The organism is Hymenobacter sp. FMD4 (assembly GCF_058932745.1).
Genome location: NZ_JBZYWH010000025.1, coordinates 1 through 23142, shown reverse-complemented (window position 1 = coordinate 23142; position 23142 = coordinate 1). Strand labels below are relative to the sequence as shown.

The 23142-nt window shown below is 54.3% G+C and carries 15 protein-coding genes; 4 read left to right on the top strand and 11 right to left on the bottom strand.

Going from position 1 to position 23142, the window contains the following annotated elements; translation table 11 throughout:
* Positions 1-6: 6 nt before the first annotated feature.
* The 3 genes from AC5FXY_RS18460 to AC5FXY_RS18450 form a co-directional block, all read right to left on the bottom strand.
* Positions 7-3174 (bottom strand): SusC/RagA family TonB-linked outer membrane protein, encoded by a 3168-nt coding sequence (locus AC5FXY_RS18460; protein ID WP_493558190.1) that lies wholly within the window; start codon positions 3172-3174, stop codon positions 7-9.
* A 189-nt stretch (positions 3175-3363) separates the two neighbouring features.
* Positions 3364-4848 carry a RagB/SusD family nutrient uptake outer membrane protein gene (locus AC5FXY_RS18455; protein ID WP_493558189.1) on the bottom strand — a complete coding sequence of 495 codons (1485 nt, stop codon included), beginning with the start codon at positions 4846-4848 and terminating at the stop codon, positions 3364-3366.
* 24 nt (positions 4849-4872) lie between these two features.
* Positions 4873-8019, bottom strand: a complete 3147-nt coding sequence (locus AC5FXY_RS18450) for a SusC/RagA family TonB-linked outer membrane protein (protein WP_493558188.1) — start codon at positions 8017-8019, stop codon at positions 4873-4875.
* A 644-nt stretch (positions 8020-8663) separates the two neighbouring features.
* Between AC5FXY_RS18450 and AC5FXY_RS18445 the strand changes: the two genes are divergently transcribed.
* Entirely contained in the window at positions 8664-11879 is a 3216-nt protein-coding gene (locus AC5FXY_RS18445) for a SusC/RagA family TonB-linked outer membrane protein (RefSeq protein ID WP_493558187.1), read from the top strand.
* A gap of 30 nt (positions 11880-11909) precedes the next feature.
* Positions 11910-13385: a SusD/RagB family nutrient-binding outer membrane lipoprotein gene (locus AC5FXY_RS18440; protein WP_493558186.1), complete on the top strand. Its 1476-nt coding sequence runs from the start codon at positions 11910-11912 to the stop codon at positions 13383-13385.
* 67 nt (positions 13386-13452) lie between these two features.
* Here the strand turns inward: AC5FXY_RS18440 and prfB are convergent.
* From prfB to AC5FXY_RS18400, 8 genes are all read right to left on the bottom strand, one after another.
* A protein-coding gene (prfB, locus tag AC5FXY_RS18435) for a peptide chain release factor 2 (protein ID WP_493558185.1) occupies positions 13453-14530 on the bottom strand; the annotation gives its coding sequence in 2 pieces (ribosomal slippage) (positions 13453-14478 and positions 14480-14530; 1077 coding nt in all).
* A 147-nt stretch (positions 14531-14677) separates the two neighbouring features.
* Positions 14678-15742, bottom strand: a complete 1065-nt coding sequence (locus AC5FXY_RS18430; protein ID WP_493558184.1) for a branched-chain amino acid aminotransferase — start codon at positions 15740-15742, stop codon at positions 14678-14680.
* A gap of 74 nt (positions 15743-15816) precedes the next feature.
* Complete coding sequence (locus AC5FXY_RS18425; protein ID WP_493558183.1) at positions 15817-16365, bottom strand: cob(I)yrinic acid a,c-diamide adenosyltransferase; 549 nt, start codon at positions 16363-16365, stop codon at positions 15817-15819.
* Between the two features lie 135 nt (positions 16366-16500).
* Positions 16501-17229, bottom strand: a complete 729-nt coding sequence (locus AC5FXY_RS18420) for an ABC transporter ATP-binding protein (protein ID WP_493558182.1) — start codon at positions 17227-17229, stop codon at positions 16501-16503.
* A gap of 12 nt (positions 17230-17241) precedes the next feature.
* Positions 17242-19959 carry a tetratricopeptide repeat protein gene (locus AC5FXY_RS18415; RefSeq protein WP_493558181.1) on the bottom strand — a complete coding sequence of 906 codons (2718 nt, stop codon included), beginning with the start codon at positions 19957-19959 and terminating at the stop codon, positions 17242-17244.
* A 3-nt stretch (positions 19960-19962) separates the two neighbouring features.
* A complete protein-coding gene (gene gatC, locus AC5FXY_RS18410; protein ID WP_493558180.1) occupies positions 19963-20250 on the bottom strand; it encodes an Asp-tRNA(Asn)/Glu-tRNA(Gln) amidotransferase subunit GatC in 288 nt (95 codons plus the stop codon).
* 33 nt (positions 20251-20283) lie between these two features.
* Entirely contained in the window at positions 20284-21108 is an 825-nt protein-coding gene (locus tag AC5FXY_RS18405) for a lysophospholipid acyltransferase family protein (RefSeq protein ID WP_493558179.1), read from the bottom strand.
* Positions 21109-21239: 131 nt separating this feature from the next.
* Positions 21240-21824: an NUDIX domain-containing protein gene (locus AC5FXY_RS18400; RefSeq protein WP_493558178.1), complete on the bottom strand. Its 585-nt coding sequence runs from the start codon at positions 21822-21824 to the stop codon at positions 21240-21242.
* A gap of 398 nt (positions 21825-22222) precedes the next feature.
* Here AC5FXY_RS18400 and AC5FXY_RS18395 point away from each other — a divergent pair, with 398 nt between their 5' ends.
* Positions 22223-22471 carry a hypothetical protein gene (locus AC5FXY_RS18395; RefSeq protein ID WP_493558177.1) on the top strand — a complete coding sequence of 83 codons (249 nt, stop codon included), beginning with the start codon at positions 22223-22225 and terminating at the stop codon, positions 22469-22471.
* A gap of 110 nt (positions 22472-22581) precedes the next feature.
* The coding region (gene rnhB / locus AC5FXY_RS18390) for a ribonuclease HII (RefSeq protein ID WP_493558176.1) at positions 22582-23142 on the top strand (561 nt) is incomplete at its 3' end.

The following is a 23142-nucleotide window of genomic DNA, read 5'->3' as shown; positions in this document are numbered from 1 at the left end:
CAACTATTAGAGAGTGAAGCGGAGGTTAACACCGTAGTTGCGGGCGTTCGGCGAACCTTGCAACTCGAGGCCGCGGATGTTGCCAGCACCCTGAGTGTTTACTTCCGGATCGAAAGGTGCATTCGGAGCGTAGTAGAACAGGTTACGGCCCGAAACAGAGATGTTGGCTTGACCAAAAGGCGTACGCTCCAACCAACGCTTCGGCAGAGAGTAACCCAACGAGATTTCGCGCAGGCGGTAAGCCGTGGCGTCGTACACGTTCAAGTCGCTTTGCAGGCCAAACGATGCCCAGTAGCTCTGCGCATCAACTTGAATGTCATTCGGACGGTAAGTAGGAGTGCCATCAGCACCTACACCAGTCTGAATTACACCCGGGATGGTGCGCGGTGCTTCCCGATCTTTGCCCGTTACCTCCAACGCACCCAAGCTCTTATAAGTGCCCGTAGTGAACGAAATTACATCACCGCCAACCGTAGCATCCACCAGTACCGAAGCCGTCAGGCCTTTGTAGCTGAAGGTGTTGTTGATACCACCCTGCCAGTCACGGTTCGGGTCAGCAATTACCTGGTTGGTCAGTTCCGGTGCAAACAGACCGGTTGAGCCGTTGATAATGTATTGGCCGAAGTAAGGGCTGTTGGGGTCAGTTACCGTCGGCTTTTTGTTGCCGCGGATTACACCATAAGGCTGACCTACTACGAAGGACGGAATCGTGCCGGTAAAGGCGTTACCCGTAATCGAGGATTCAGTTACACCTTCCGAAATTTCCAAAACCTTGTTGCGCAGGCGAGTGAAGTTCACGTCGATATCCCAACGGAAGTCGTTCGTGCGAACTGGGTTGATGTTTACCAGCGCTTCAATGCCCTTGTTATCCATGCGACCTACGTTCGTCACCCGGCTCAGGTAACCCGTGGAAGGAGCAGTGGTTACAGCAATAATCTGGTTCTCACTGATCGTGTGATAGTAAGCCAGGTCAAAGCGTAGTCGGTTATTGAAGAAGCCAAATACAGCACCGCCTTCGTAAGACTTCGTAAACTCCGGCGTTAAGCTATTGCCACCACCGAGGGCGTTCCCAATATCGAAGCCGGCATAGCTGATACCGTTAATAACAAACGGAAAGTTGATGTTAGCTACGTTGTTGCCTTGGTTAGCTACGTTGTAAAGAGTAGCCAACTGATAAGGGTTTGCATCACGACCTACGCGCGAAGCATTAGCACGCAGTTTACCGTACGAGAAGATGTCGTTCGATATGTTGAACGCATCAGAGAAGACAAAGCTTACCGTTGCCGACGGGTAGAAGAACGTGTTGTTCGCCTTCGGAAGAGTCGACGACTGGTCAGCGCGGCCCGTTAGTTCGAGGTAAAGGTACTTGTTGTAATCCAGCGTCAACTGGCTGTAGTAACCCAGCAGGCGACGAGTTTGAGCGAATTCGTACGTACCGTTAGAGAAGGTCGTAGCATTCGAGATGTTGTAGAAGTTTGGCAGTACCAGGTTGTCGCCTTGTGCGCCTACTTCTTGAATCTTACGCTGGTTGATATTCTGACCTACCAAGAAGTTAGCGCCAATGCCTTCAGCCAGGAAGTTCTCCTTTTTCAAGGTGATGAGCAGGTCACCGTTCAATTCACCACGGAAGGTGGTTTGGTTAATAACCTGACCAGCACCAGCGCGCAGCGAGCCGATGTCGTAGATCTGCGTGCGACGGTCAGTGTACGTGTCATAACCAGCACGGTAAGCCACGTTCAACCACGGAGCGATGTCATAGCTGAGGTTCGCTATGTTGATGAAGCGCGTGGTGTTAGACTCTGAGCGGTTACGCTCCAGGCTCCAGATTGGGTTTTCACCCCCAGCAATAAATACGCTGCCGCCGGTCGCGTTGATGTAGGGTAAACCTTGCAGGTTATAGCTACGTGGCACTACGTTCAAACGACCGAATGCCGAACCCCCGTTACCCTGCTGTGGGCCCGTCAGGTTGGTCTGGATGAAGTTCACCGAGCCACTAGCGCGCAGCTTGTTCAGAAGCTTCGTAGCACCACCAAGTTGAACGCTCGTGCGGTTCAAATCGGAGTTGCGGGTGATACCGTCCTGGTTGGTGTTGTTAATGTTCAACGACAGGTTCTGATCAGCATTTCCGCCGGCGATGTTTACGCCATTTTGCAAAATGCGGCCAGTACGGTAGAAGTCAGTGATATTGTTCTCGTAAGCACGGTAATCCTGAATGCTGCCATCAGCATTAAGCAGACCGTTGAAACGAGAAGGAGTAGTGCCAAAGCGCGGACCCCACGAGCCGGTACCACCCGTGTTCGGGTCACCATTGGTTAGTACGTTAGCACCGCTAGTGCCTTGACCGTAATCGTTCTGTAACTTGGGAAGTCCGTATACCTGCTGGAAAGAAAGACCCGAAGTAACGGTTACTTCCAGCTTTTGATTAACACCTGCTCCAGACTTGGTAGTGATAATCACGGCGCCTGAAGATGCACGCGAGCCGTACAGAGCCGCAGCTGCCGGGCCCTTCAGGATGTTGATGCTAGCAATGTTTTCCGGATCGATGTCCAAGGCACGGTTAGGCGTCTGAGCACCGAAGAGCGTGTTGGCAGTGCGGTCCAAGTCGTTGCTGATCGGAACACCATCCACTACGAACAGCGGCTGGTTGCTGCCCGAAAGTGAAGTTATGCCGCGGATGTTGATGTTCGACGACGCGCCGGCCAGACCGCTGGCAGTCGTGATGTTTACACCCGAAACTTTACCCTGCAGGGCATTCAGCACGTTCGGCTCCGAACGCTGTGAAATCTGGTCAGCCTTAATTTCCTGCGTAGCATAACCCAGTGAGCGGGTATCTCTCTCGATACCAAGGGCCGTAACTACTACTTCGCTAAGTTGTTTGGTGTCAGAAGACAGACCGATATTGATCTGGTTATCATTACCAATTGGACGTTCGATAGTCAGATAGCCTACCGAGCTTACCTGTAACGTACCGCCTTCAGTAGGCACATTAAGGGTAAACGTACCGTCGGCGTTTGTGGAAACGCCAGTGGTGGTGCCTTTTACAAGCACCGTAGCTCCCGGCAAACTCTCACCGGTAGCGCGGTCGGTAACCCGGCCGGAGACCTGTCGAGTCTGAGCATCCACCTGGTGCGCAAGCGCTGCCAAGGGGATGAGACCCAATAGAAGTTTGTTCATGCGAATTGTAAGTGAGTGAAGTGAGAAAATTCCCCCTTAAATGTAGTAAGAGGAAGTCCAAAAATCATCAACGACTTTTGGATTAGGTGAATCAAAAAGTGTTTTCTATCAAAATACAAGGTATTGAAAAGAAAAAACCCAGCCATGTAAAAGGCTGGGTTTTTCTTGTGACGTTATTTTATAGTAATGTTAGTACCCTGGGTTTTGTACTAAATTTGGATTTCGTTGTGTTTCAGCGGCCGGAATTGGCAAAACTGCACGGTCGCTTTTCCAAGGAATGGCGGGTGCGGCGTTGCCTCTAGCCGGAACGCCGCGCTCATTGCGGAACAGGTCATAGAGGCGGTGACCTTCAAAAGCCAGTTCAAAACGGCGCTCTAGCAGAATCGCATCGATTAATGCTTGTTTCGTAGCAAAGCTGCTGGCCCGGTAGCGAGGTGCATTGGCAGGCTTTGAACGTTGACGTACCAAGTTCAACATGTGCAGCGCTGTAGTGTCTGAAGGAGTAAAGGAAGGAAGCTTTACCAGGGCTTCAGCACGGTTCAACAGGATTTCTGGATAGCGTACAATGGGAATCCAGGCCCCACGGTTAGGCCCACCGGCTGCTCCGCTGGCTAGTTCAAGGCTGTACTTGCGCGTCCAGACACGGCCCGAACGTTGGGAAACCAAGTCTACGCGGCGGCGGTCATTAGCGGGAAGAGCATCCCGATACGGAGCTACTGCAATATCACCCAGACCCGGGCTAGGGGAGTAGTGTTGCCCGATTGCCTCGTTGGTATTGGGGTTGTCGTTCTGCGACATGGCGATAAAGAAGATCGATTCGCTGGTCGGGCGGGCTTGCTCCGAAATATTCAGCGAACGAAACTCTGCTGCTGCAGTGGTATTCAACTGATGCCGGCCTGAGTTTACTATTTCGGCGGCGTAGCGGGCTGCGTTGGTATAATCTCCTTTATAAAGGTATACCCGGGATAACAGCCCCCGAGCGGCGTCTTTGGTAGCACGGGAGGTACTTACGGCTTGGTCGCCGTATGTTTCCGGCAGGCCATTGATAGCATCGAGCAAGTCACGCTCTACCTGCGCATATACATCTCGCACCGAGGAGCGAGATAGGTTCTGAGCAGGCTCGTATGCTTCCGTCCCATTAGGTGCATCCAGCTGAATGGGAATACCTAAATGCGAGGCATCAGCCGTGAAATTATAGGGCTGGGCGAATAGGTTTACCAAAGTAAAGTGGCACAGTGCCCGGATGAACTTGCCTTCACCCATGTACTGATTCAACTGCTCTGCAGGCAAGCCAGCGCCGTCACGACGCGTAAGTTCGCGCATTACGTAGTTAGCAGCGTACATACTACGATACCCCCCCTGCCAAGCATTAGCTGCAAAGGCGTCACCAGCTCCTAAGCTACCATTGGTTAAGCTGGAGAATGCGCCGGTTGGTTCGGTATCGTCTGTCCGAACATCGGAGTAAATCAAAGCACGGCTGCCCAGGAAAGAACCATCCTGTAACGCATCGTACATGCCTACCGCTGCCTTTTCAATGCGGCCAGGGTTGGCGAAAACATCATCAGGATTAAAGTCTTGGGGTGACTCCTGCTGGAGCAGGTCACAGCCCGCTGCTGTTGTTAGTAACAGCCCGTATAAGGACAAGCGCCACAGCGAGTGAGCAAAATATTTCATGGAGGAAAGTCGCAGAGACAAAAATTAGAATTCGAAGTTGATGCCCGTCGTGTAAGTGCGTACCTGTGGGTTAGCGCGGTTATCTACCCCGTAACCCACATTGCCATCAACGCCTTCATTACCAGCTGAGTTAACCTCGGGGTCAGCTCCGGAGTACTTTGTAAATACCCAGGCATTCTGAACCATGGCAAAAATATTGGCGCGGGAAGCCCCAAACTTTTGCCCAATTGCCTGTGGCACTACGTAGGAAAGACGAAGCTGACGAACCCGCAGGAAATCACCCTTTTCTACAAAACGAGTGGAGAAACGCTTGTCGACGTTGTCTCCGATGTATAGCTTGGGTACGCCAGTTTCCTGACCGGGGGTGGTCCAACGGTCTTTGATTTCTTCAAAGTTGTTGCTGACATAGTTCGTCAGCATGCTTGAGCGAGTCAGGTTATAAAGATAGTTGCCGCCGCTGTACTGCAGAAACACCTCTAGTTGTATTCCCTTATAAGAGAAGGTGTTATCTAAGCCGCCAAACCACTTTGGGAAGCGCTGCTTACCGATCCACACGCCATCGGAAGCCGTGGTTACGGGCTGTACTGGCTGGCCATTTACCGATGTCTCACCGTTTTGCGTCCACACCTTGGTAGCCGGGTTGTACTCCCTAATGTTTCCATCCTTGTCGTACCACTGCGGGTTGCCATTATCAGGATTTACACCTACCCAGCGCAAGATTTTGAAGTCCGTGATAGAGTGCGTATCACTCGCGCGCCCAAAATCATAAGAGCTGAGTACGTCGCCCCCTGTTGAAAGCTCTGTAATTCGGTTCTTGACGTAACTATAGTTGAAAGAGGATGTCCACTTGAATCCCCGGGAGGTTTCTAAGTTGGTCGTGTTGAGGGTTACTTCAACGCCACGGTTGTACATGCGGCCTACGTTGCGCATGATAGCGGAATTAGGAATTCCGGTAGTGTGCTTAGCTGGTTCTCGAAGAAGAAGGTTGTCAATGTTGTTGTCGAAAGCGGAGAAGTTAATGCTTGCTCTGTCTTTCCACACAGTCATATCAAACCCCATGTCCAGCTTCTTACCCGTTTCCCAACGCAGGCTGGGGTTGTTGAGCTGGTTGATGGCGAATCCTTGGTAAGGTCCATATTGACCCTGGCCGATGAGGATTGAGGAAGCGTAGGAACTGATGCCCGCGCTATTACCCACCAAGCCATAGCTGGCTCGCAGCTTCAAGTCATTAATGAAGCTGATGCCACTCATAAATCCTTCCCGCGAGATGCGCCACCCGGCCGAGACACCTGGGAAGAAGCCCCAGCGTCGATCAGGCCCGAAGCGCGAGCTGCCATCACGGCGTGCAGTGAAGGTGGCGTAATACTTATCGGAGAAGGCATAGTTCAACCGTCCGAACATAGACTGCCAAGCAGTTACGTCGCGCGAACCGCCTTGCCCGGACTGTACTGGATCAAAAAGGCCCGAATAAATATCTTGGAATTTGGGGTCTGCTATGAACGCTGCCGACCCGTACTGCGACTGGTAATACTCGAGGTTTTGCTCGTAACCCGCCGTAGCATCTATGCTATGATTCTCGCCAAATATGTGCGAGTAAGTGACGTAGTTCTGCCAAGTGGTAAGGGTGTTGTCGGCGCGAATTTTTTGCACCAGGCCGTCGAAGGCAGCACCTAAACCAGCAATTTCGGGGCTGCTGTATTGGTCCTCAAAGTTGTTTAGGTAGTCAACACCGAACTTAGTGGTAATCCCTAATCCTTTGACGGGAATCAACGTCAAGTAAGTATTGCCAAGCAGGCGCCGCTGCGTGTTATTGTTACGCTGCAGCTCTAAGTTGGCAATAGGGTGGAAGAAACGGTTCAATACAAACGAGGTGCCGTCGTACGTATTGAAGCCTTGGCCAACCTCTTTTGCATTGTTCAAATAGTAGTAGCCATTTACATAGGCCGGTACGTTCGGCGGAGCATTGTACGCTGCCACAGTGGCTCCGGCTAAGTAACGGTCGGTAAGCACGCCTTGGTTAAAAGCGTGGTTGTAGCTCATGTTGACGCCGGCTTTCACCCACGTTTTAGGCGTAAGCTCCATGTTCAGGCGGGAGCTAGCACGCCGCAAGCGGTTGCCTTTCAAGGAGCCGTTCAGGTCAGAATAGCCAACCGAGGCGTAGTAAGAGCCTTTATCATTACCACTGCTCAGGGCAATCTGGTAATCTTGCATCGCGCCACGGCGGAACACCTGCTTCAACCAATCGGTTTCGTCTTCTATGCCGTCGCCATCAGAGTCACCGTTGACAGCTAGTGGGGCAGGAGCACCAGGGTTGACGTTATAATACTTTTCATTGGTAATGTCCCGAAAATCACTCGCGTTGAGTAGTTTAGGAAGACGGGTGGCTTCCATAAAGCCTGTTGAAGCATTCACCGAAAGCTTCGCTTGACCATTCTTGCCCTTCTTGGTTGTAATAAGAATTACACCATTGGTAGCTCGGGAGCCGTAAATGGCCGCAGCTGAAGCATCCTTCAGCACGGTCATGGATTCAATATCGTTGGGGTTAATGTCGGCTAGCGGGTTATAGCGCAAACCAGCCGTCATTACGTTCATGTTGCCGAACTCGGTCATTGGCACCCCATCCACTACGAATAAAGGCTGAGAGCTGCCATTGATTGAGTTGATGCCGCGAATTCGTACCGTCACAGCGTCGCCGAGAGTACCGCTCGTGTTAGTAATCTGTACGCCAGCAATGCGGCCCGCCAAGGCTTGGTCGGCGCTCTGTACGGGCTGCGAGGTCAGCTTGCTTTGATCAAGCTTGGCGTAAGAGCCGGTGATGTCTTTGATATCCTGCGAGCCACCATAGCCTGTCACTACTACTTCCCCAATTTCCTTGGTGTCAGGAGCTAGTGCTACGTTGATTTTGGTATCGTTCGAGACATTCTTTTCAACTGGTAAGTAGCCTACCGAGCTGATACGAATGGTGTTCTGTCCGCTTGGTAAGTCAAGCGTAAAAGTGCCATCTGCACTCGTCGAAACGCCGACGGTGGTATTGGGCACTACGACAGTAACGCCGGGAATGCCTTCGCCGGTGTTTTTATCAGTGATGCGGCCGGAAACGCTCCGGGTTTGAGCATCCACTTGGTGCACGATAGTGGCCAAAGGCACTAACCCAAGTAAAAGTTTTTTCATGCTGAGAAAATGGGTGTTGGACGGGTGTGATAGATAGAACCTTACAGCTATGACGCTTTCATGGCAAAGAAGCTCGTAAGCTAAGCTGTAGAGCCTGATGAATGTCGGGTGGTGCTGGTTGAGGAGGGTTCTAGTGTGCTAATATATAGAATCATGCAGGATCTTTATGTTTCCGACCATCAAAATCATTTTAAGAAAATTAGGGCCTGTTTAAGTGAATATATAGGGTTGAAATTTTTATAATATAGTTTATATCAAACAGCCTTTATGGGGGAATGTAAATGTTAATAATTTACGGAGAATCCTTTACATCATGTGCAATAGTTATAATTAATGTTTATAAAGCTATATTAAAATCAGTTCTTTTTATCAGGCTTTAAAGGGAGTATGTGTAGGTGTTGTGCAAATTATACTTTTTATGTAAAGTATAACTTAAACGTGTATAAACATTAAGCTTTTGTTATATAATTGCATTTTGCTTTATATTTTCTTAGGTCTTTATCCATTTTATTTTCAATATGTTAATCAAGGTTTGTTATGTTTTAATTGTTGGTAAGTGCAAGGAGACATTAAAAATAACTACGTTTGGTTGCATTCATTCACCAAACCACCTACCAAACCACATGCGAAAAAGTATATTCCCTATGCTGCTCGTTGCGCCTATGTTGGTGCAACAGGCAGCGGCGCAGAGCCGGACTATTTCCGGTCGCGTCACGGATGCAGCTAATGGGCAGGGCCTACCCGGTGTAACTGTACTGGTTAAGGGCACTACCACTGGAGCTTCAACTGATGCTGATGGCGCCTTTAGCTTAAATGTACCGGCCGGTGCTACTACGCTGACTTTCACCTCTATTGGTTTCCTGTCCGTTGAGCGCTCCATTACTGATGCTTCAACCATCAATGTTAGTCTGTCTACAGACACTAGGCAGCTAAGCGAAGTAGTAGTAACAGCATTGGGTGTAGAAAGAACCCGAAACTCATTGCCTTATTCTGCGCAGCAGGTAGAAGGCCAAGACATCACCAAAGCTCGTAACCCGAACTTCATTAATGGTTTGTCGGGTAAAGTAGCAGGTGTACAGATCCGGCAGAGCAACACGCTAGGCGGCTCATCCAACATTTTGATCCGCGGTACTAAGTCCCTGTTTGGTAACAACCAGCCGCTGTTTGTGGTGGATGGGGTACCAATCAGCAACGCCAATACCAATACCGCGGACCAACAAACAGGCCGTGGAGGTTACGACTACGGCAATGCTGGAGCTGACATCAACCCCGATGATATTGCCACAACCACGGTGCTGAAGGGTGCTGCCGCAACGGCACTCTACGGTGAGCGGGCGGCAAACGGGGTAATCATGATTACCACCAAAAAGGGCCGCAAAGGACTGGGAGTAACTGTTAATACGGGCGCTACAATGGGCCGCATTGACAAGAGCACCTTCATCAAATACCAAAAGGAGTACGGTGCCGGCTACGGGGCTTATTACGAAGACCCAACGGGCCGCTTCCTGTACCGGGATGTGAACGGCGACGGCGTGGACGACCTGGTAGCACCGACCTCCGAAGACGCATCGTATGGCGGCCGGTTCGACCCGAATCTAATGGTGTACCAGTGGGATGCCTTTGATCCGGGTTCGCCGAACTTCGGCAAGGCCAAGCCGTGGGTAGCTGCCGCGAATGGTCCAGAGAGCATCTTCGAGACAGCAGTGACGCTTAACAACAGCGTGCTCATCGACGGGGGCAATGACCGTGGCTACTTCAAGCTCGGTTACAACAACATCCGCGACCAAGGCGTGCTGCCCAATAGCTCGGTCAACAAGAACATTGTGAACCTGGCTGCGTCGTTCAACGTGACGCCCAAGTTAACGACCAGCGCTGCTATCAACTACACCCGCGTAGACGGCCGCGGCCGCTACGGCACGGGTTACGGGAGCACCAACCTGATGACCAACTTCCGTCAGTGGTGGCAGACCAACGTGGACATCAAGGATCAGAAGGCTGCTTATGAGCGTACCCGCCGCAACCTGACCTGGAACTACACCGACCCGGAAGAGCTGACGCCCATTTACTGGGACAACCCATACTGGACCCGCGAGGTAAACTACCAGACCGACACGCGTAACCGCTACTTCGGCAACGTGGTAGCTAACTACAAGTTTAACGACTGGTTTGGCCTGATGGGCCGCGCGACGCTGGATACCTACAGCGAAATTCAGGAAGAGCGCCAGAACGTGGGCTCGACCAGCTCTACGGAGCCGCCTTACTACCAGCGCTTCAATCGGAATTTCTCAGAGGCGAACTACGACCTGATTGCAAATTTCAACCGCAACATCACGGAGAACCTTAGCATCCGTGGCTTGGTTGGGGCTAACATCCGTCGGGAGCATACCTCTTCAATCCGGGCAAGCACCAGCGGCGGTTTGGCCGTACCGGGCTTGTACTCGCTGTCCAACAGCGTATCGCCGCTGCTGCCGCCCGTCGAGGCTGAGTTGCGCACCGGGGTAGATGGCCTTTTCGCAAACGCCACCATCGGCTACCGCGAAATGCTGTTTCTGGATCTGACGACGCGTCGTGATAAGCACTCGGCCCTTGCAAAGGATAACAACACGTACTACTACCCATCGGTAGCCCTCGGCTTCGTGTTCAGCGAGATGCTGAAAGACAAGACTTGGCTCTCGTACGGCAAGGCACGTATCAACTACGCAGAAGTAGGCTCGACGCTGACAGGCTACTTGGTGAATGACCAGTACGACAAGCCTACGCCTTTTGCGGCGAACAACACCAACGTGGCATTGTTCTCGGTAGCTGGTTTGCGCCGCAACCCGAACCTGAAGCCCGAGCGTACCAAGAGCACCGAAGCTGGCGTGGAAATGGCCTTCTTCCAAAGCCGCTTGGGTTTCGACTTCACGGTATACCAGCAAAACTCGGTTAACCAGATCATCCCGGCTGACATCTCTCGGGCTACGGGCTACAACCAGCAGTACATCAACGCTGGGGAAGTACGTAACCGCGGTATCGAAATTTCGGGCTATGTGACCCCGGTGCGCAGCAACAACATCACCTGGACCGTTTCGCCGAACTTCACCCTCAACCGCAACGAAGTGGTGAGCCTACAAGGCGGCGTGGATAACATTGTAGTGGCCAACTACCAAGGCGGTATCTCGAGCAACGTAACTGTGGGCCGTCCTTTCGGCGTACTGCGTGGCACTGATTTCGTCTACCGCGACGGTCAGCGTGTGGTAGACGCCGACGGCTACTACATGCAAACGCCAACAGCGAACAACGAAATTGCCGATCCGAATCCGAAGTGGACCGGAGGCCTCGCCAACACTGTTTCATACAAAGGCTTGTCGTTGTACGCCCTCTTGGACATCCGCAAGGGCGGTAGCGTCTTCTCGCTCGACCGCTACTACGGTATGGCCACGGGCCTGACGCCCGAAACGGCAGGTCTCAACGACTTGGGCAACCCCTCGCGTAATCCGCTCGACGAAGGTGGTGGGGTAATCCTGCCGGGCGTGAAGGAAGACGGCACGCCAAACGACGTCCGCGTCGACAACAGCGAGTATGGCCTTTACGGCTACGTGCACAATCCTAATGCGGCGTTTGTCTACGACGCCAGCTTTGTCAAACTGCGCGAAGTGTCCCTCACTTACTCATTGCCGGCTGGCTTTGTCAACCGTCTTTCGGCGCTGAAAGGCATCGATGTATCGCTCGTAGGCCGCAACCTGTGGATTCTCCACAAGAACATGCCCGACGCTGATCCGGAAGATGCCCTGAGCTCGGGCAACTTTGGCCAAGGTTACTCTTCGGGGGCATACCCGTCCGTTCGCACCATCGGCGGCAACATTCGGTTTACCTTCTAATCCAGTCGGTACCCAAACACGAGATTCAACATGAAAAAGTTACTTCTTGCTATTGTACCGGCAATGCTACTCACGACCTCGTGCGTAGATACGCTGGATGAATACCGAATCGACCCCAAGGCGGCTACGGCAGTGACGGCGAATACGCTGGTGGCTAATGCTCAACGCAACCTGGTGCGTACATTGGTTAGCACCAACGTTAACCAGAACCCGTTCCGCTTATACGTACAGTACTGGGCTCAGACCACATACTTCGACGAGAGCCGCTACGATATTCAGACCCGTCAAATCAATACCTCTTTCTGGAACGCGCTTTACCGCGACGTGCTGCGCGACCTGCAGGAGGCTCGAACTTCGCTTGATGCTGATCCGGTGATGTCGGCGGCTGACCGTAGCGTGCAGCAGGGCATCATCGAGGTGCTAAATGTGTACACGTGGGCAACGCTCGTGGACACTTTCGGCGACGTTCCTTACAGCCAGGCGCTGGACATCAGCAATCCGCAGCCTGCTTATGACAACGCTGCGACTGTTTACTCTGACCTAATCACACGTCTTGACGCGGCTATTACCAAGCTGAACACGCCCGGAGGTCATGGTTTCGAAACCTCGGATTTGATTTACGGTACCAATACGGGCGACAACCTGAACGGCTGGCGCAAGTTTGCCAACTCGCTTAAACTGCGATTGGCCATGACCACGGCCGATGTAAACCCCGGCCGCTCGGCTACGCTGGTGCAGCAGGCGCTGAATACGGCTAACGGTGGCGTATTTACCTCGAACGCGGACAACGCTGACTTGGCCTTCGCCGCGTCTTTGCCCAATACCAATCCGCTGTACGAAGACCTCGTAACCAGCGGACGTCGTGACTTCGTAGCCGCCAATACATTGGTCGACGCCCTGCAGGCAAAGTCTGATCCGCGCTTGGATGACTATTTTCAACCCACGCTGAATAGCCAAGATACACCGCCGCTCGTTTACGTGGGTGGTACCCCAGGCGGCAGCAACAGCGGCCGTAGCCGCTCGCTGCCTGGCACCAAACTACGCAACCCGACGCTGCCAGGTGTGCTGCTGTCGTACGCTCAAGTAGAGTTTTTGCTGGCCGATGCGCTGGACCGCGGCTTTGCTGGGGTGCCCGGCACCGAAGCTTCTCACTACGAGGCTGGCGTACGAGCTTCTATTACGGAATGGGGCAACTCGGTAACCGAGGCGAATGCCTACCTCGCACGTCCGGACGTGGTCTACGCTACCGCGCCGGGCACCGATCGTCAGAAGATTGGGACGCAAATGTGGCTTGCGCTGTACAATCAGCCGGTAGATGCTTGGCGCGAATACCGTCGCCTCGATGCACCTTCGCTGACGCGTGCGGCTAACGCTCTGTCGGATTTGCCCTTGCGCTTGCCTTACCCCGTGCAGGAGCAGAATCTGAACACCGCTAGCTACAATGCTGCGGCCACTGCCATTGGCGGTGACCAGGTGACTACCAAAATCTTCTGGGACGTTCGATAACTTCCCGTGATGCAATAAAAAAGGCTGCCAGCATGCTGGCAGCCTTTTTTATTGCATCACGGGAAGGTTAGTTCTCCATCAGCCAAGCCTTGATGTAATCATCCAAGTCGCCATCAAGCACATTCTGCACGTCGGTGCGTTCCACACCGGTGCGGATGTCTTTGATGAGCTTGTACGGGTGCAGCACGTAGTTGCGGATCTGAGAGCCGAAATCAATGCGCTTCTTGCCGGCTTCTACCTCCGCCCGGGCGGCGTTGCGCTTGTCCATCTCGATTTGGTACAGGCGCGACTTGAGCATGCGCAGAGCGTGCTCTTTGTTCATGAGCTGGCTACGCTCAATCTGAACGGCGATGATAATACCGGAAGGCGCGTGAGTAAGGCGCACAGCGGTTTCTACCTTATTTACGTTCTGGCCACCCGCGCCACCAGCCCGGAACGTGTCCCAGGTAATGTCGGAGGGGTTGATGGTGATATTAATGGTATCATCCACCACGGGATAGGCAAATACCGACGCGAAGGATGTGTGCCGCCTGCCACTGCTGTCAAATGGAGAAATACGCACCAACCGGTGTACCCCGATTTCGCTTTTGAGGTAGCCGTAGGCAAACTGGCCTTCGATTTCGAGCGTGGCCGACTTGATGCCTGCACCTTCGCCGGGCTGGTAGTTGACCTCGCGCACCGTAAAGCCGTGCTTTTCACCCCACATGATGTACATGCGCATGAGCATCTCGGCCCAGTCCTGGCTTTCGGTGCCGCCAGCGCCAGGGTTTATGTCGATGATGGCCGACAGCTGGTCTTCCTCGTTGGAGAGCATGCGCTTAAACTCGAGTTTTTCCACCGCTTGTAAGGCGCGGTCATACTCAGTTCGCATCTCTGTTTCGGTGGCTTCGCCTTCTTTATAGAAATCGAAGAGCACATCAAGGTCTTCTAAAGTCTTTTCGGCCGCTTCATAATCGTCGGTCCAGACCTTGATGCCTTTTAATTCTTTCAGCGTTGCTTCGGCTTTTTTCGAATCATCCCAGAAGCCAGCCGATTGGCTTTGCTGCTCCAGCGCTGTTACTTGGGCTTTGCGGTTATCGTAGTCAAAGATACCTCCTCAGGGCCTCCACGCGGCCCCTCAGGTCTTTCACCTGTTCAGTAGTCATCTGAGCGAAAGGGTAGAGGGTGAAAATTAGGAAAAGGGCCGCCGCTTGACGTGCGGCGGGATACAAATGTAGTCGGCATAAAAGGAAGCTGCCTGCTTCGGCAATGTACCGGCAGCAGGCAGCTTCTTTTCAAATGCAAAACAACCCTTAGATCCGAACCATCCAGCTGTGAGGATCCGGAGCCAAGCCGGTACGGATATTATCCAGTGCTTGGCTTACGCGGCGCGAGAAAGCGTCGGCTGGGACTTGGGGAAGCGTGTAATCAGTGCCTTGGAAGCCGATGGTGGCAATGGGCGCAATGGTAGCGGCCGTGCCTACACCAAAAGCTTCCTGCATGGTGCCCTGCTGGAGAGCGTTCAAAATTTCATGAATAGAAATTTTGCGCTCCTCTACGGTCATGCCCCAGTCCCGGGCTAGCTGCAATACGCTGCGGCGGGTGATGCCGTCCAGAATGGAAGTGCTGAGTGCCGGTGTTACTACTTTGCCATTAATAACAAATACGGCGTTCATGGTGCCGGACTCCTCTATGTATTGGTGCTCGGTGGCATCAGTCCAGAGCAACTGATGGTAGCCTTCCTTCTGAGCCAGCTTGGTAGGATACATAGCGCCGCCGTAGTTACCGGCCGCTTTGGCGTAGCCGGAACCGCCTTCAGCCGAACGCACGAATTTCTCCTCAAAACGCACCCGTAAAGGCTTATTATAATAAGCTCCTACCGGGCAGGTAAAAATCATGAAGCGGTAGGTGTCCGAGGGGCGCACGCCGATAAAGCCGTCGGTGGCGAACATGAAGGGACGAATGTACAGAGCGCTGCCCGGGGTGCTGGGTACCCAACCTGAGTCTAAGCGGATCAGCTGGGACAAGCCCTGCATGAATAATTCCTCCGGCAGCTCGGGCATGCACATGCGCACGGCCGAGACGTTCAATCGGCGCCAGTTGTCGAGTGGGCGGAACAGCTGCACGTCGCCGGTAGCTGTTTTGTAAGCCTTCATGCCCTCAAATACCGACTGTCCGTAGTGCAAGGCCGAATTGGCCGGGCTCACGGCCATGTCGCCGAACGGTACAATCTGCGGTTCCTGCCATTCGCCCCCGGCGTAATCGACGGCAAACATGTGGTCAGAGAAGATTTTGCCAAACTCAATGTTGGCCGGGTCCAGCTCACCAAGCCGCGAAGCTGCGGTTTGCTGGGTGCGAATCGTCAGCGTATCAAGCATGACTAAAGGGGAAAGCGGTGGGGAATGCAGGAATATACAAAGAATGCTGAGGGGCTATAGTTAGAACGCACGCGCTATTGACGCGGTTGCCAGATTATTTCCTCAGCCCCAAGGTCTTTGCTCATTTGTCGAGCCAAGACGAACAAGTAATCAGAAAGCCGATTCAGATACTTCACTACCAAGTCGGGTACAAATGAATCTTCGCGCAGGGCAATGGTAAGCCGCTCGGCCCGGCGGCACACACACCTGGTAACGTGAGCCTGCGACACAGCTGGGTGGCCACCGGGCAGGATAAAGTGCCGCAACTCAGGCAGGCCTTCATTGAGCCGGTCCATTTCCTGCTCCAGTTCGGTGACATCCGACTCCAGCAAATCTGGCAGTTGCATACGCGAGCGTTCTGGATCCGAGGCCAGCGTAGCACCAATGGTGAACAATCGGTCCTGTACGTGCTTCAGCAGCTCGCGGTAAGGCTGGTTTATGTCTTGGTCGCGCACCAGGCCAATCCAAGAGTTGAGCTCGTCGACGGTGCCGTAGGCTTCGATGCGCAGGCTCGACTTGGGCACGCGCGTGCCGCCGATAAGTGAAGTAAGACCTTGGTCGCCGGTGCGGGTGTAAATTTTCACTGAAAAGGATTGTGTTACTTACAACTGACGTAGCAAACGAATGTTAGGTTGCCTGCAGCGAAGGTAATACCCTTAACGAAAATGCCCCAGCCTTTCGAGCTAGGGCATAGTACCTATATCTTATAAAATAGAGGATTAATGGTGTCCGCTCGCCACTACGTGGTGCGTAGCCACATCGTGGTTGGGCATGTCGCTTTCCACCAGTCCGTCACGCAGGCGCACAATGCGGTGGGAATAACGGGCAATATCTTCTTCGTGCGTTACCATAATAATGGTGTTGCCTTTCACATAGAGTGCCTCAAACAAGTCCATGATTTCATGGCTGGTTTTGGTATCGAGGTTGCCCGTAGGCTCGTCGGCGAGGATGATGCTGGGGTCGTTAACCAAGGCGCGGGCAATGGCCACGCGTTGGCGCTGACCACCGCTCAGCTCGTTTGGCTTGTGCTTGGCTCGGGCTTCCAAACCTACGCTGCGCAACGACTCCATAGCCCGCTCTTCCCGCTCAGACTTGGAGTAGCCAGCGTAAATGAGGGGTAGAGCTACATTATCGAGCGCAGTGGCGCGGGGCAGCAGGTTGAATGTTTGGAAAACGAAGCCTATTTCGCGGTTACGCACATCGGCTAGCTGGTTATCCGTCATGCGGCTCACATCCTTGCCATTGAGGATGTATGAGCCAGTGGTGGGGGTGTCCAAACATCCCACAATGTTCATCAAGGTAGATTTGCCAGAGCCCGAAGGGCCCATAAAGGCTACATATTCTCCTCGTTGGATGCGGATGGTGACCGAGCGCAGAGCATGAATTTCTTCCATGCCCATGCGGTACAGCTTTGAAATTTCGGAGGTTTCGATGACAGGCGGCAGCATGATAACGTGGGGTTAGTTCCAGGGTGCTACGGCGGCTTGGTGGGCGGCACGCCGCTTGTCGTAAAAGGTCAAAAAGGTGTTGAACTCTGATGCGGAGAGCAATGTACGAATTTTGTCTAAAGAATTCATAGAATAATCCTCAAGTCCTGCATCAACGGCTGCTAGCACGTAGCGTTGCAGCAATAGTACCGATTCCGGATTATAGGATAGCGCCCGTCGCGTTAGCTCGTAAGCCCCTAAAGCATCCTGCTGGGCCAGAAAAAAGTCGGCGGCTTGCAAAACTCCTGCCTCATCAAACGGATCAGCTTGCGTAAGCTGCTGATACTGCTGAGCGGCTTCCTTAGGATTACGCTTCGCAAGTTGTTGGGCCTGCTTGAAGGCTTGTGCCAGTGGCTGAGAAGGAGCAGCCGGGCGGGTCACCTGACCGCTGAGCAGGCGCTGCAATGCCGGCGCCGCTGCGGGAACTAGCTGCCCCGCACGCCGGGCTACTGCTGGCAGCGAATCGGTCTGGCCTTGCCAAGCTAAAGCATAAGCTCGGGGCACAGCGGCCGCGGGGTTGCCGGTTTGCTCAGCCAAAGCGAAGCGTTCGGCGGCTGAAGCGTACAGGCCCCGCTCCAATAAATAATGCCCGAGCACCTGATGATAATAGCCGCCCGTAGCTCCGCTGGCCAAAGCTTCCAAGCGTTCAAACCCACCTGCCGGGAAAGAACTACGAAGTAGCTGTAAGCCGCTCAGGAAATTGAGTTGATCGGCGTACTGGTCATTGGCGCGAACCTGCAGCAGCTGACGCACCATGGGGAGAGTCGTAGTGTCGCGGTGGACAGCTTGGGCAAGCCCAACATGGTATAGCTGCGCAAACTGAGCCACAGTGAGTGCCGTATCGACAGCTGGCTTGTTGGTTGCTACGTTTTGGTAGCGGCCGCGGAGCAGGTCGAGCACATACACGTTGTTTTGCCAAGCGGGCCATTTGGGATGCGCCTCTGCGGCACTAGCTTGCTGAGCCGGCTGGAGTTGGCCATTTTTCAGGAGGTAAGCCAGCCAATTGGTATGTGGCACCGGATCTGAGGCATCGGCGGTTACGGCGCGGTCGTAGTAAAACTGTACCGAGTCGGCCAGCGTCGAGCGGGAATACAGCTGGGCCAGCTCGCCGTTTAGAGCAGCGCTGGCCGGAAAAGCCCGTAAGCCCTGGCGTAGCACCTGCTGGCGGTCAAAGAAGTCGGCCGGGGCATCGAAGCGAGCGGCTAGACGCAGCAGCACCCTTTCATTAGGCTCGCGCAGCAAGGTAGTGCGCAAGATGTTAATTTCATTTTGGCGCTGAGCCCGGGCCTGATACAAAGCAGCACGGCCAAGCGCGGCCCGCGCATTGCGCGGATCAAGCTGGTCGGCTTCGGCGTAGTAGCGCTCCGCCAGTAGGGCCAGGTAGAGGTTGTCGGGCTGTTGTTCGCTCTCGTGCCGGGTCAGGTCGCCTAGCTGAACGTATTGGCCAGCGCGAGCCACGTCGACTAGTTCGAAATTGTCGCGCAACAGCACGGCTGCTACGATGCCAACCCCTAGTACATACACCGCAAAGAAGGGGACCCGGCGGGGCTCGTAAGCTACGCGGTACACTTGCAAGCGTTGGCTAATCAGGGGTGCAAAGTTCAGCAGCACGTAAACCAGCATGGCGCTGCCGATAGCCGCAAATGCCAGCGCCGTGAAGGCCCGCCCGGCATTGAGCAGCGGCTGATTGACGGTGGCGGCGGCGTATGCTAAAGAACCCAGCGAAAACAGCAATGCAGCCAGATACAAAGGCGCAGCGGACTCCGTAGGAATCCAAGTGCCATAAGTAGGCTGACGCCGCGGTAAGCTCCACCAGCCAATACCGGCCGCTATGAGCAGCAATAGGTAAGGCTCAAACTGAACCCCGGGCAGAATGGCCAGTTCGCCACCGTTTAGGTGGTAGAATAAGGCTATGCCGATCAGCAACAGGCTCGACAGCAAAAAGGGCAATAGGCCGAAGCGGCTTTGGGGCGTCGGACCTTGGGTGTTTAGCCAGAGAAGCCCGTAAATCAGTTCGCCACCTAGCCAGACAGTAAGCAGTGCAATAGCCACCGCTCCGCTCATGGTGCCGTAAGCGGCCAGGTGCAGCACGACGGCTTCGGCTGAATGCGGCGCGCGGGCAAACAAAAGAGCTGCTAGCACGCCCACCAGTCCCCCAAACAGCAAGAGGCGCCAGGTCAGGGATACATCTGGAAAGAAAGCATGCAACAGAAAAGCCGTTCCCGGCAGCAGCACCAGCGTCAGAATCAGGAAGTACTGATGCTGTTCATCAAATACGCCCAACACATCGAGGCTGAGCGACATGAGCAGAAAGATGACAACAGCCGCTCCGGCCACGAATGCAGGCCGGTTTTGTTGGCTGATGACGGCTAGCCAGACTGCTAGGCTGATACCTAGTAACACTACCCAGATAGCGGCCGCCGTAGGCCACAGAAAAGGCCCTGCCACGTCGCGCGTCTGCGTGACAAGGTAGCCGTTGGCCTGTAGCGCGAGGCTGTCGGGGCCGGCCGGCAGTTGGGCCAGCGTGAGCGGAACGGGCGTGAGCTGCGACACCGTCCCTATGGGGAAAGTATGCGCTTCGCCTTGAAAATAGAAGAACAGCGTCAGTCCTAAGGCCAACAGCAGGAGTAGGCCCAACCCGGTCAGCAGACCGCGTAGGGCAACCGGACGGGTCGGGGTGGTAGCTGGCACGCGCTATTCGAGCACTTTGGGTACCCGGAAATAATCGGAGTCTTTACGCGGGGCGTTCAGCAGGCCTTCGGCGTGGCTGATGGTGTTCTGCGGCTCATCGGGGCGCAGCACGTTCAGCTCGTGGGAAAGGTGTACCAAGGGCTCCACGCTGGAAGTATCAAGGGCACGCAACTGCTCCACCCAATCCAGAATCTTGTTCAGGTCCGACAGCATTTGCTGCTCGTTGCGCTCATCAAGTTCGAGGCGGGAGAGGTGGGCCAGTTGGCGTAGGGTATTCAGATCGGTGCTCACAGAGAGGCGGAATTGAAAGTCAGATCAGGAAAATTAGCGTACCACGCGGGAGCTAACACATAGTTCGGGCTCCACGGAAACCGGAGTCCGCAAGCTACTCGGAGCCGGGATGCCAGCCGCTGCGGGGTCAAACTCACTGCTGATGATACGCCGAACCCGCTCTTTTAGTGCCGGAATATCGGCAGCTGTCAGGCCAGCGGTGAAAATGGGCTCGTGCAGCACGATGCGCAATGGGGAATAACGTACGCGCAGGCCGCCTACATCGGGCATAAAGCGGTGGTTGTGCGACATGGTGACGGGCACAATGGGCACGCCAGCTGCTACGGCTAGCTGGAAAGGCCCGTCTTTAAAAGGCAACAGCTCTTCGCCAGGCTTTTCGGCAATGGCGCCCTCGGGAAAGATAACGATGGAGCGGCCTGCTTGCAGTGTCTGGCGAGCCTGCACAAAAGCCCGGCCACGGCTGACGGCGCTGTTGCGGTCGACGCTGATATAGCCGCGGCCGAAAATGGGGCCCCAAAGCGGCACTTTGGTCAGCGAGATTTTACCCATGATGTTCAGGTGGCCCGGAATGGCTTTGAACAGCAAGGGAATATCAATATAAGAACTATGATTGGGCACGTACACGCACGGCTGGCCGGGCGGCACCGGTTTTTTATGCACTACCGTGACGGGCATGCCCCACATCCGGATAAACAGGATGGACCACGCCCGGTTGAGCCCGTGCAGGTAGCGGTGCCAAGCCGGGCGCTTCGAGAGCAGCCACTGCAACGGATACGTCACGAGGAATGGCATCACAAACCAGAACGTAGCCCAGGTCGTGTAGAGGCGGTGACCGATAAACTGGAGCAGCCTTCGCATAACGCAAAGGTAACAGGTGAGAACGTGATGAAGTGACTAGCCTGCAGGCAATCGGTGCAGGAGAGTGCCGTACCTGAGGGAGACGGGTTATGTTATCGGGGCATGATCGGCCAAGCCGAGTATCTACTGCATTAGCTGTTGCGGCCTCTGGCAGTTAGAATGCGTTCGGCCTTGAGCAAACCTGCTACGCTGATGGCATCGGTGATGCGGTTGTCCATGCACATCTGCACGGCCTCGGTTAGGGGAAGCTTCCAGAGGTGCAACTCTTCGGTTTCTTCGGGTTCTACGTCACCATACTCTAAGTCCTCAGCCAGAAATACAAACCCTTCCTCATCGGTCACGGAATTGGAAGTATGCAGGCGAGCAATGTTGGACCAGCGCCGAGCCGTGAGGCCGGTTTCTTCTTTTAGCTCGCGTTGGGCCGATTCCAGAATATCCAGCTCCACCGGGCCCCCACCCATGGGTATTTCCCAAGAGTACTCGTTGAGCGGGTAGCGGTACTGACCCACTAACCAAGTGTTGCCTTGGGCATCGACGGGGATAATGCCTAGGGCCTTGTTTTTCATCGATACCACGCCATAAATGCCGCGGCCTCCGTTAGGATTAATAACTTGGTCTTCCCGGACGCTGATCCAAGGGTTTTGGTACTTGGTCTCAGTGCTCAGTATTTGCCAAGGATTGTGCTGCTCGTCGGGAAGGGAAGAGGAATGGCTCATGAAGATCTTTTGAAGCGGCAAAATAGCCATTGATTCTGGCTGCACTTATTGGGACGAATGCCTTGCTGATCTGGTAGACGGCTTAAGAGCTGTGTAACCACGCTTTTGAAGTAGGGTGTTAGGTCGACGGCGTCCGCTTCGGGGAAGTAGCCGGCAGCAGCACTTCTATTCTGGGCTGCACGATGCCAATGCGGGTCAGTGTCTTAGCCGAGCCTGCTACCGGCCCTGCTTTGTGCAAAAACAGGGTCGATGAGGCCTTTGCGAACGGCTAAGGGCGCTGGTCTTAAGCAGTGCCCTTTCTTTTTAGCGAAGTCATAACATAGGCTTAACTCCATATTAGTTAATGCCGTAACTTATGAGGGCCGGCCGACCACATCCCGGCCGACATACTCGACCTTATGGCTAATTCGCAGAAAAAGCCCGCAAACAACCAGAACAACAACGAAAGCGGCGACCCCCTTTTCAATCTTAAACACGCTCAAGTAGAATCCGAGCTACAACAGCAAACCGGTGGCCTCGGCCCCCTCACCAACGAATACATCAGCACCGACGAAGACGCCGAACTCGACGAGGGCCCGCGCGACAGCCAAGGCCGGCGCCGTGGTGAGCCCAACGCGATAACCGGCAGCACAGCTGGCAAGCACTAACGAGCGTACTTCTTGGCTTACATAGAAACGCTCCTCCCGGGTTAGCCCCGGGAGGAGCGTTGACTTTATGGCCGTTTGTAGGGCCGGTAGCGCCTAGCTTTGTAGCCAATATGCTACTCGCTTCTTACACCGATCAGCCGCTGGAGGCGGGCCTCGATGAAGCTGGACGCGGCTGCTTAGCCGGGCCCGTGTTTGCCGCTGCGGTTATACTACCTCCCAATTTTCGCCCTGCGGGCCTTACCGACTCCAAACAAGTAACGGCTAAGCGGCGTGAATTGCTACGAGCTCTGATCTGTCAAGAGGCGGTGGCTTGGGGAGTGGGCGAGGCTTCTCCCGAAGAAATTGCAGCTATCAACATCGCGCAAGCCAGCTACCTGGCCATGCACCGGGCCGTGGCCCAGATGGGCGTAGTGCCTACCCATTTGGTGGTCGATGGCAACCGGTTTCGCGCTTATCCGGGCATCGAGCACTCCTGCATCGTCAAGGGCGACGCTAAGTTTCTGAATATCGCGGCGGCTTCGGTACTGGCCAAGACATTCCGCGACGAACGGATGCGGGAGCTAGCTGCTGCTTTTCCAACCTACGGATGGGAGCAAAACGCCGGCTACCCCACTGAGCAGCACCGGGCAGCTATTCGGCAGCATGGGCCCACGCCGCATCATCGGATGGGC

Coding starts and splice junctions, on each gene's coding strand:
- AC5FXY_RS18460 (WP_493558190.1), bottom strand. CDS start 3,174: ATGAACAAACTTCTATTGGGTCTCATCCCCTTGGCAGCGCTTGCGCAC.
- AC5FXY_RS18455 (WP_493558189.1), bottom strand. CDS start 4,848: ATGAAATATTTTGCTCACTCGCTGTGGCGCTTGTCCTTATACGGGCTG.
- AC5FXY_RS18450 (WP_493558188.1), bottom strand. CDS start 8,019: ATGAAAAAACTTTTACTTGGGTTAGTGCCTTTGGCCACTATCGTGCAC.
- AC5FXY_RS18445 (WP_493558187.1), top strand. CDS start 8,664: ATGCTGCTCGTTGCGCCTATGTTGGTGCAACAGGCAGCGGCGCAGAGC.
- AC5FXY_RS18440 (WP_493558186.1), top strand. CDS start 11,910: ATGAAAAAGTTACTTCTTGCTATTGTACCGGCAATGCTACTCACGACC.
- AC5FXY_RS18430 (WP_493558184.1), bottom strand. CDS start 15,742: ATGCTTGATACGCTGACGATTCGCACCCAGCAAACCGCAGCTTCGCGG.
- AC5FXY_RS18420 (WP_493558182.1), bottom strand. CDS start 17,229: ATGCTGCCGCCTGTCATCGAAACCTCCGAAATTTCAAAGCTGTACCGC.
- AC5FXY_RS18405 (WP_493558179.1), bottom strand. CDS start 21,108: ATGCGAAGGCTGCTCCAGTTTATCGGTCACCGCCTCTACACGACCTGG.
- AC5FXY_RS18400 (WP_493558178.1), bottom strand. CDS start 21,824: ATGAGCCATTCCTCTTCCCTTCCCGACGAGCAGCACAATCCTTGGCAA.
- AC5FXY_RS18395 (WP_493558177.1), top strand. CDS start 22,223: ATGGCTAATTCGCAGAAAAAGCCCGCAAACAACCAGAACAACAACGAA.